This is a genomic window from Citrobacter sp. CK195 (assembly GCF_030333365.1).
Lineage (GTDB): Bacteria > Pseudomonadota > Gammaproteobacteria > Enterobacterales > Enterobacteriaceae > Citrobacter_B > Citrobacter_B koseri.
Map to the genome: position 1 here is coordinate 117,105 of NZ_JAOWGB010000006.1, position 8,104 is coordinate 125,208.

7 protein-coding genes and 1 riboswitch are annotated in these 8,104 nt (G+C 53.1%); of the genes, 5 read left to right on the plus strand and 2 right to left on the minus strand.

Annotated features, from left to right (window positions below; all coding sequences use genetic code 11):
- Window positions 1–183 precede the first annotated feature (183 nt).
- Window positions 184–1,101: a DNA-binding transcriptional regulator OxyR gene (gene oxyR, locus OGX93_RS00565; RefSeq protein ID WP_012133831.1), complete on the plus strand. Its 918-nt coding sequence runs from the start codon at window positions 184–186 to the stop codon at window positions 1,099–1,101.
- On the opposite strand, the gene sthA is transcribed toward oxyR, so the two are convergent.
- On the minus strand, window positions 1,084–2,484 hold the full coding sequence (gene sthA / locus OGX93_RS00570) for a Si-specific NAD(P)(+) transhydrogenase (protein WP_012133830.1): 1,401 nt from the start codon (window positions 2,482–2,484) through the stop codon (window positions 1,084–1,086). The two genes, oxyR and sthA, sit on opposite strands and share 18 nt — an antisense overlap.
- A gap of 198 nt (window positions 2,485–2,682) precedes the next feature.
- Between sthA and fabR the strand changes: the two genes are divergently transcribed.
- Both fabR and OGX93_RS00580 read left to right on the plus strand, forming a co-directional pair.
- Entirely contained in the window at window positions 2,683–3,318 is a 636-nt protein-coding gene (gene fabR / locus OGX93_RS00575) for an HTH-type transcriptional repressor FabR (RefSeq protein WP_047459767.1), read from the plus strand.
- A gap of 15 nt (window positions 3,319–3,333) precedes the next feature.
- On the plus strand, window positions 3,334–3,693 hold the full coding sequence (locus OGX93_RS00580) for a YijD family membrane protein (RefSeq protein WP_134769893.1): 360 nt from the start codon (window positions 3,334–3,336) through the stop codon (window positions 3,691–3,693).
- A 195-nt stretch (window positions 3,694–3,888) separates the two neighbouring features.
- On the opposite strand, the gene trmA is transcribed toward OGX93_RS00580, so the two are convergent.
- Window positions 3,889–4,989: a tRNA (uridine(54)-C5)-methyltransferase TrmA gene (gene trmA, locus OGX93_RS00585; protein ID WP_047459762.1), complete on the minus strand. Its 1,101-nt coding sequence runs from the start codon at window positions 4,987–4,989 to the stop codon at window positions 3,889–3,891.
- A gap of 114 nt (window positions 4,990–5,103) precedes the next feature.
- A riboswitch (cobalamin riboswitch) is annotated at window positions 5,104–5,293 on the plus strand.
- Between the two features lie 65 nt (window positions 5,294–5,358).
- On the opposite strand from trmA, the gene btuB reads away from it, so the two are divergent.
- Complete coding sequence (gene btuB / locus OGX93_RS00590; RefSeq protein ID WP_110494821.1) at window positions 5,359–7,227, plus strand: TonB-dependent vitamin B12 receptor BtuB; 1,869 nt, start codon at window positions 5,359–5,361, stop codon at window positions 7,225–7,227.
- Window positions 7,172–8,023, plus strand: a complete 852-nt coding sequence (gene murI, locus OGX93_RS00595; RefSeq protein WP_071259495.1) for a glutamate racemase — start codon at window positions 7,172–7,174, stop codon at window positions 8,021–8,023. Before btuB ends, murI begins: the two co-directional genes overlap by 56 nt.
- Window positions 8,024–8,104: the final 81 nt, after the last annotated feature.

Consider the following 8,104-nt stretch of genomic DNA (forward strand, 5'->3'; position numbering starts at 1 on the left):
GTTCACGTTGGCTTTAGTTATTTCGAGTTGAGAAAAACTCTTTGAACGGGCGGTGACTTCAAGGGTTAAAGAGGTACCGCTCCGTTTCTGTGATGTATTATTAGACAGAAAGCTTGATAGGGATAATCGTTCGTTGCTATGCTACCTATCGCCATGAACTATCGTGGCGACGGAGGATGAATAATGAATATTCGTGATCTTGAATACCTGGTGGCATTAGCCGAACACCGCCATTTCCGGCGTGCGGCGGACTCCTGTCACGTCAGCCAGCCGACGCTCAGCGGGCAAATCCGTAAGCTGGAAGATGAACTGGGCGTAATGCTGCTGGAGCGTACGAGTCGTAAAGTTCTGTTCACCCAGGCGGGTTTACTGCTGGTGGATCAGGCGCGCACCGTGCTGCGTGAGGTCAAAGTGCTCAAGGAGATGGCAAGCCAGCAAGGTGAGACGATGTCTGGCCCATTGCATATCGGCCTGATCCCAACGGTTGGCCCTTACCTGCTGCCGCATATTATTCCGATGCTGCATCAGACCTTCCCGAAGCTGGAAATGTATCTGCATGAAGCGCAGACGCACCAGCTGCTGGCGCAACTGGACAGCGGCAAGCTTGACTGCGTGATCCTGGCGCTGGTGAAAGAGAGCGAGGCGTTTATCGAAGTGCCGCTGTTTGATGAACCCATGATGCTGGCGATCTATGAGGATCACCCGTGGGCGAATCGCGATCGTGTGCCGATGTCCGATCTGGCGGGTGAAAAACTGCTGATGCTGGAAGACGGGCACTGCCTGCGCGATCAGGCGATGGGCTTCTGCTTCGAGGCGGGCGCGGATGAAGACACCCATTTCCGGGCGACCAGTCTGGAAACGCTGCGCAACATGGTTGCGGCGGGGAGCGGTATTACCTTACTGCCCGCGCTGGCGGTTCCGCAGGAGCGTAAGCGTGATGGCGTAGTCTACCTGCCGTGCATTAAGCCGGAGCCTAAGCGTACGGTTGGGTTGGTTTATCGTCCGGGATCGCCGCTGCGCAGTCGCTATGAGCAACTGGCGGAGGCCATCCGTGCGGAGATGGATGGCCATTTCGACAAAGCGTTAAAACAGGCGGTTTAAGCCGTTTAGCGCCGCTACCCGATAGGCTTCCGCCATTGTCGGGTAGTTAAAGGTGGTGTTAACGAAGTACTCAATGGTGTTACCGCCGCCTTTCTGTTCCATAATCGCCTGGCCGATGTGAATAATTTCGGCCGCGCGTTCGCCAAAGCAGTGAATCCCCAGAATCTCTTTTGTTTCCCGATGGAACAGGATCTTCAGCGTTCCCACGTTCATCCCGACGATTTGCGCGCGCGCCAGGTGCTTAAACTGCGCACGTCCGACTTCGTAAGGCACTTTCATCGCCGTCAATTGCTGCTCGGTTTTGCCGACGGAGCTGATTTCCGGGATGGTGTAAATCCCGGTAGGGATATCTTCAATAAGATGGGCGGTCGCTTCGCCTTTCACCAGCGCCTGCGCGGCAATTCGACCCTGGTCGTAAGCGGCGGAAGCCAGACTCGGATAGCCAATCACATCGCCCACCGCGTAAATGTGCGGCAGTGCGGTCTGGTACATGCTGTTGACTTTGAGTTGCCCACGGCTGTCGGTTTCCAGACCGATATTTCCCAGCGCCAGTGAATCGGTGTTACCGGTGCGTCCGTTGGCGTACAGCAGACAGTCGGCCTTCAGCTTTTTACCGGATTTCAGGTGCATAATGACGCCGTCGTCGCAGCCTTCAATCTTCTCGTACTCTTCGTTATGACGAATAACCACGCCGCTGTTCCAGAAGTGGTAAGAGAGAGAGTCGGACATCTCCTGATCAAGAAACGCCAGCAGACGGTCGCGGGTGTTAATCAAATCAACTTTGACGTCCATTCCCCGGAAGATTGACGCATATTCGCAGCCGATCACCCCGGCGCCATAGATGATGACGTGACGAGGTTCGTGATGCAGGCTAAGGATTGAGTCGCTGTCGTAAATACGTGGATGCGCAAAATCAACGTCGGCCGGGTGATAAGGACGCGACCCGCAGGCAATCACGAATTTCTCCGCCGTCAGGGTTTCGACCGTGCCGTCGTGGCACTCCAGCGCGAGGGTGTTTTCGTCAACAAAATGCGCATTACCCTGCAATATTTCACAGTGGTTGCGCTCATAAAAGCCCTGCCGCATGCGCGTTTGTTGATTAATGACGTTATCGGCATGGTTGAGAATATCGGCAAAGGAAGAACGAAGTAGTCGGGAGTGGTCGCTGTAGAGGGGGTTCTGGTTGAATTCGATGATACGGCTGACGGCATGGCGGAGCGCTTTCGACGGGATGGTGCCCCAGTGGGTACAACCGCCACCAACGTTGTGATAACGCTCAATAACGGCGACGCGCGCTCCTTGCTTAACCAGACCCATTGCAGCGCCTTCGCCGCCGGGGCCTGAACCTATGACGATTGCATCATAATCCCAGGAATGTGGCATGGTATTACTCACCTGTTTTTATACATAAAATAAACACGATGATAACATTCGCGCGCCTTTAACCCAATTATCGTTGTGCTTTTTTGTGGGGCTGGAGCACAAACAGCCTGTAAACAATCATTCACAAAGCTGAACAAACAGATTAAGTTTGTTCTCTGGTATAGTGCCAGATAAGGCATATGGAAGGATTCAGACATCGTGATGGGCGTTAGAGCGCAACAAAAAGAAAAAACCCGGCGTTCGCTGGTAGAAGCCGCATTCAGTCAACTGAGCGCCGAACGGAGTTTCGCCAGTCTCAGTTTACGCGAAGTAGCGCGTGAAGCGGGCATTGCGCCAACCTCATTTTATCGCCATTTCCGCGATGTGGATGAGCTTGGCCTGACGATGGTGGATGAGAGCGGTTTAATGCTGCGCCAGCTGATGCGCCAGGCGCGTCAGCGTATTGCCAAAGGCGGCAGTGTGATCCGTACCTCGGTCTCCACATTTATGGAGTTCATCGGCAACAATCCTAACGCCTTCCGTTTATTATTGCGTGAACGTTCCGGCACCTCGGCCGCGTTTCGCGCCGCAGTCGCGCGTGAGATTCAGCATTTCATCGCGGAACTTGCGGACTATCTGGAACTCGAAAACCATATGCCGCGCGCGTTCACTGAAGCGCAAGCCGAAGCGATGGTGACGATTGTGTTTAGTGCAGGTGCCGAGGCGCTGGATGTTGGTGCGGAACAACGCCGACAGCTGGAAGAGCGGCTGGTACTGCAACTGCGCATGATTGCGAAAGGGGCATATTACTGGTACCGCCGTGAACAAGAGAAGATGGCACATCACTCCGAGTAACGTGAAGGACGAGCAATGAAACAGTCAGGTCAAGATAAAGGTACGCTGTTGCTGGCGCTGGTCGCTGGCTTATCGATCAATGGCACATTCGCGGCGCTGTTTAGCTCCATCGTGCCGTTTTCTGTATTCCCGATTATCGCGCTGGTGCTGGCGGTTTATTGCCTGCATCAACGTTATCAAAACCGCACTATGCCTGTCGGCTTGCCGGGGCTGGCTGCCGCCTGTTTTATCCTCGGCGTGCTGTTGTACAGCACCGTGGTACGTGCGGAATACCCGGATATCGGTTCTAACTTCTTCCCGGCGGTGCTGTCGGTGATTCTGGTATTCTGGATTGGCTTTAAGATGCGTAACCGCAAGCAGGAAGTCACGGAATAATGCCGGATGGCGGCGTAAACGCCTTATCCGGCCTACGATGATTTGTAGGCCCGGTAAGCGCAGTGCCACCGGGCATATCGCCGGATGGCGGCGTAAACGCTTTATCCGGCCTACGATGATTTGTAGGCCCGGTAAGCGCAGCGCCACCGGGCATATCGCCGGATGGCGGCGTAACCACTTTATCCGGCCTACGTTTTACCTGGCAGTGAGTAACACGCCGCATTCCATATGGTGCGTATACGGGAACTGATCGAACAGAGCCAGACGTGACACATTGTGCGTCTGGCTTAATGTTTCCAGGTTCTTACACAGTGTTTCCGGGTTGCAGGATATGTACAAAATACGCGGATACGCCTGCACCATTTTCTCGGTTTCACTGTCCAGCCCGCTACGCGGCGGATCGACAAAAATCGTTTCACACTGATAGCTCTTCAGGTCGATGCCCTGCAAACGGTTAAACTCACGTACTCCGTTCATCGCCTGCGTAAACTCTTCAGCGGCCATACGGATAATCTGCACGTTATCAATATGGTTAGCGGCAATGTTGTACTGCGCTGCGGCGACTGACGGTTTAGCGATTTCCGTTGCCAGCACCCGGTCGAAGTTACGCGCCAGAGCCAATGAGAAGTTGCCGTTGCCGCAGTACAGTTCAAGCAGGTCGCCTTTCGACGCTTTGGTTGCATCCAGCGCCCACTCCAGCATCTGAATATTCATTGCGGCATTGGGCTGCGTGAAGCTGTTCTCTACCTGACGGTAGATCATCTCTTTTCCCGCCACGGGCAGACGTTCGTCAATGTAATCCTGATCCAGCTCGATTTTGGTTTTGGTCGCCCGGCCAATCAGATGCACATTCAGGTTCTGCGCTCGCAGCGCATCCCGCAGCGTTTCCGCTTCCTGGCGCCACTCATCATCCAGCTTTTTATGGTACAGCAGAGAAACCACCGCCTGATTGCTCATCGTGGTGAGGTAATCAATCTGGAACAGCTTATGGCGCAGGACGCGATTATGGCGCACGCCTTCAATCATCGCCGTCATCAGCTGGTTAATCAGCTCGCTGGCCGCCGGGAAGCTGTCGACGCGGATACGGCTTTTCGTCTGCTGATCAAAAATGATGTGATACAGGTCGTCGCCGTCATGCCACAGGCGAAATTCGGCGCGCATCCGATAATGGCTGACTGGCGAGCGAAACACTTCCGGGACCAGGTCAGAAAACGGCGCCATCATACTCTGCAAGCGCACCACTTTTTCGGCTAGCTGCGCGTCATACTGTTCTGTCGGAAGGTGTTCGGGGGTCATGATGCATCCTGAAAAATAAAAGTACGCGGGGATTGTAGGGATTGCTCATCAGATGTCCAGTCATTGATGATTTCCGATATTGTGATATGCGGTCTGGACGTAGATTGTTACAGAATGTAGCATCCGTGAGCCGGTCCTGTGAGTTAATAGGGAATCCAGTGCGAATCTGGAGCTGACGCGCAGCGGTAAGGAAAGGTGAGATGAGAGCATAAGCAGACACTGCCACCCGGCGGGAAGTCATCATCTCTTGTATCCTGAGGATAACCTTCCAAGCCCGAAGACCTGCCGGCTAACGTCGCATCTGGTGTTCATCATCGCGTACTATCGATGAAGCCTGCGGCATCCTTCTTATATTGTGGATGCTTTACAATGATTAAAAAATCTTCGCTGCTGACGGCGCTCTCCGTCACGGCATTTTCTGGCTGGGCGCAGGATACTAACCCAGACACCCTGATCGTCACCGCAAATCGTTTTCAACAACCTGTTAATACCGTACTGGCGCCTGCTGATGTTGTGACGCGTGAGGATATCGACCGCTGGCAAGCGAAGAATTTGAATGATGTGATGCGCCGCCTGCCTGGCGTTGATATCAATCAAAACGGTGGCATGGGGCAGTCTTCTTCTTTATTTATTCGTGGTACGGAAGCTAAACAGGTATTGGTTCTGGTCGATGGTGTTCCCATGACCCGCCCTGGCATTACGAATAACCCTGACCTGAATCAGATTCCAATATCGCTGGTGCAACGCGTGGAATACATTCGTGGACCACGCTCGGCGATTTATGGTTCCGGCGCAATGGGTGGGGTCATTAACGTTATTACGCACTCCGATCAAGAACAGTCAAAAATTACCGCGGGTGTTGGTTCAAAAGGTTATCAGCAATATGACGGTACGTTGCGCCATCGCTTTGGCGACACTGTCGCCACGGTAGCAGGTTCTTATGAGGGCAATAAAGGCTTTAACGTACAGCCCGGCTCAACCTGGGATCACGATCGCGACCGCGATGGTTTTCGCAGCAAGGCATTCTGGGGCAGCCTCGAACATAAATTTAATGATAATTTCGATGGTTTTTTCCGTGGTCACAGTTATACCAACAACTCTGATTACGATCTGGGAAGCCCGCCGTCCATTCCGGCCTACAGTGCTGATGAATCGCAACTCTACAATCAGAGCTGGGATGCCGGTCTGAAATTCAACTCCGGGATTTACTCTTCACAACTTCTCGCCAGCTACCAGAAGGTGAAGGACTATAACTACAGCAGTATTTATGGTCGCTATCATGACGGTACGACGCTCGATCGTATGACTCAGCGTAACCTGCAATGGGGTAATAACCTTATCGTGGGGCACGGTTCCGTTAGCGCGGGCGTAGACTGGCAGCAGCAGCGTTTGACCTCATCCGATACCGTGATGTCGGACACATATAAACGCGATAACACCGGTTTATACCTGACCGGTCAGCAACAATTCGGCGATGTAACGCTGGAGGCTTCAGGGCGTGAAGATCATGATGAACAGTTTGGCTGGCATGGCACCTGGCAGACGACGGCTGGATGGGAGTTTATCGACAACTATCGAGTAACTATCGGCTATGGTACCGGGTTCCTGTCTCCATCTCTGGGGCAGCAGTTTGGTTCTACCCGTTTTGGCATCAACGCGAATCCTAACCTGAAACCGGAAGAGTCTAAACAGTGGGAGGCCGGGCTGGAAGGGCTCACTGGTCCGCTGGACTGGCGCCTGTCTGCCTACCATTACAAGATTACTAACCTGATCACTTACTACTTTGATCCAGACACCTACCAGGGTGAGTATGACAATATTGATGCGGCAACCATTAAAGGCGTGGAATGGACGGGCAGCTTTGATACCGGCATCTTTAGCCATCGTGTCACGTTGCAATATGTTGATCCGCGTAATGACGACAACGGTGAAGTGTTAGCCCGACGCTCGAAGCGCCAGGCGAAGTATCAACTGGACTGGACGATGTTTAACGTCGATATGGATGTATCGTGGCAGTATTACGGCAAGCGCTACGATAACAACACCTCCCAGTACAATAACACCCAGCAAATCTTGCCGAGCTATAGTACTGTTGATGTTTCTGCATCGTATCCGATCACCGATCGCCTGACAGTTCGTGGTAAAATCGCCAACCTGTTCGATAAAGATTACGAGACAGCTTATGGCTACCAAACTGCAGGACGAGAGTACTACTTGTCTGGCAGCTACACCTTCTGATCCACGTCCCACCGTGCTGGTGTTTGATTCCGGCGTCGGTGGGTTGTCGGTCTACGATGAGATTCGGCATCTCCTGCCGAATCTCCACTATATATATGCTTTCGATAACGTCGCGTTTCCTTATGGGGAAAAGAGCGAAGCGTTTATTGTCGAGCGCGTTGTCGAGATCGTTACCGCAGTGCAGCAGCGTTATCCTCTCTCACTTGCGGTAATCGCCTGTAATACGGCCAGCACGGTTTCTCTTCCTGCATTGCGTGAAAAATTCGCGTTCCCGGTTGTGGGCGTCGTACCTGCGATTAAACCCGCAGCGAGGCTGACCGCCAACGGCATCGTCGGGTTGCTGGCAACGCGTGGCACGGTAAAACGCCCTTATACCCATGAGTTGATAGCGCGATTCGCGAATGAATGTCAGATAGCGATGTTGGGATCGGCAGAACTGGTGGAGCTGGCGGAAGCCAAACTGCACGGTGAACCCGTATCGCTGGAAGAACTACGCCGTATCCTGAGACCCTGGCTGCGGATGCCGGAACCGCCCGACACGGTTGTTCTGGGATGTACCCATTTCCCTCTATTACAGGAAGAACTGTTGCAGGTCCTTCCTGAAGGGACAAGGCTGGTGGATTCCGGGGCGGCGATTGCGCGTCGCACGGCCTGGTTGTTAGAGCATGAAGCGCCGGATGCCAAATCAGCGGATGCTAATATTGCTTTCTGCATGGCAATGACGCCAGAGACCGAGCAATTAATACCCGTTTTACAGCGTTACGGTTTCGAAACGCTCGAAAAACTGGCGGTTTGAGGTGGTTTTGCTTAAAAAGAAAGCAGTCGGAAAATAATTTTAAATTTCCCCTTGTCAGGCCGGAATAACTCCCTATAATGC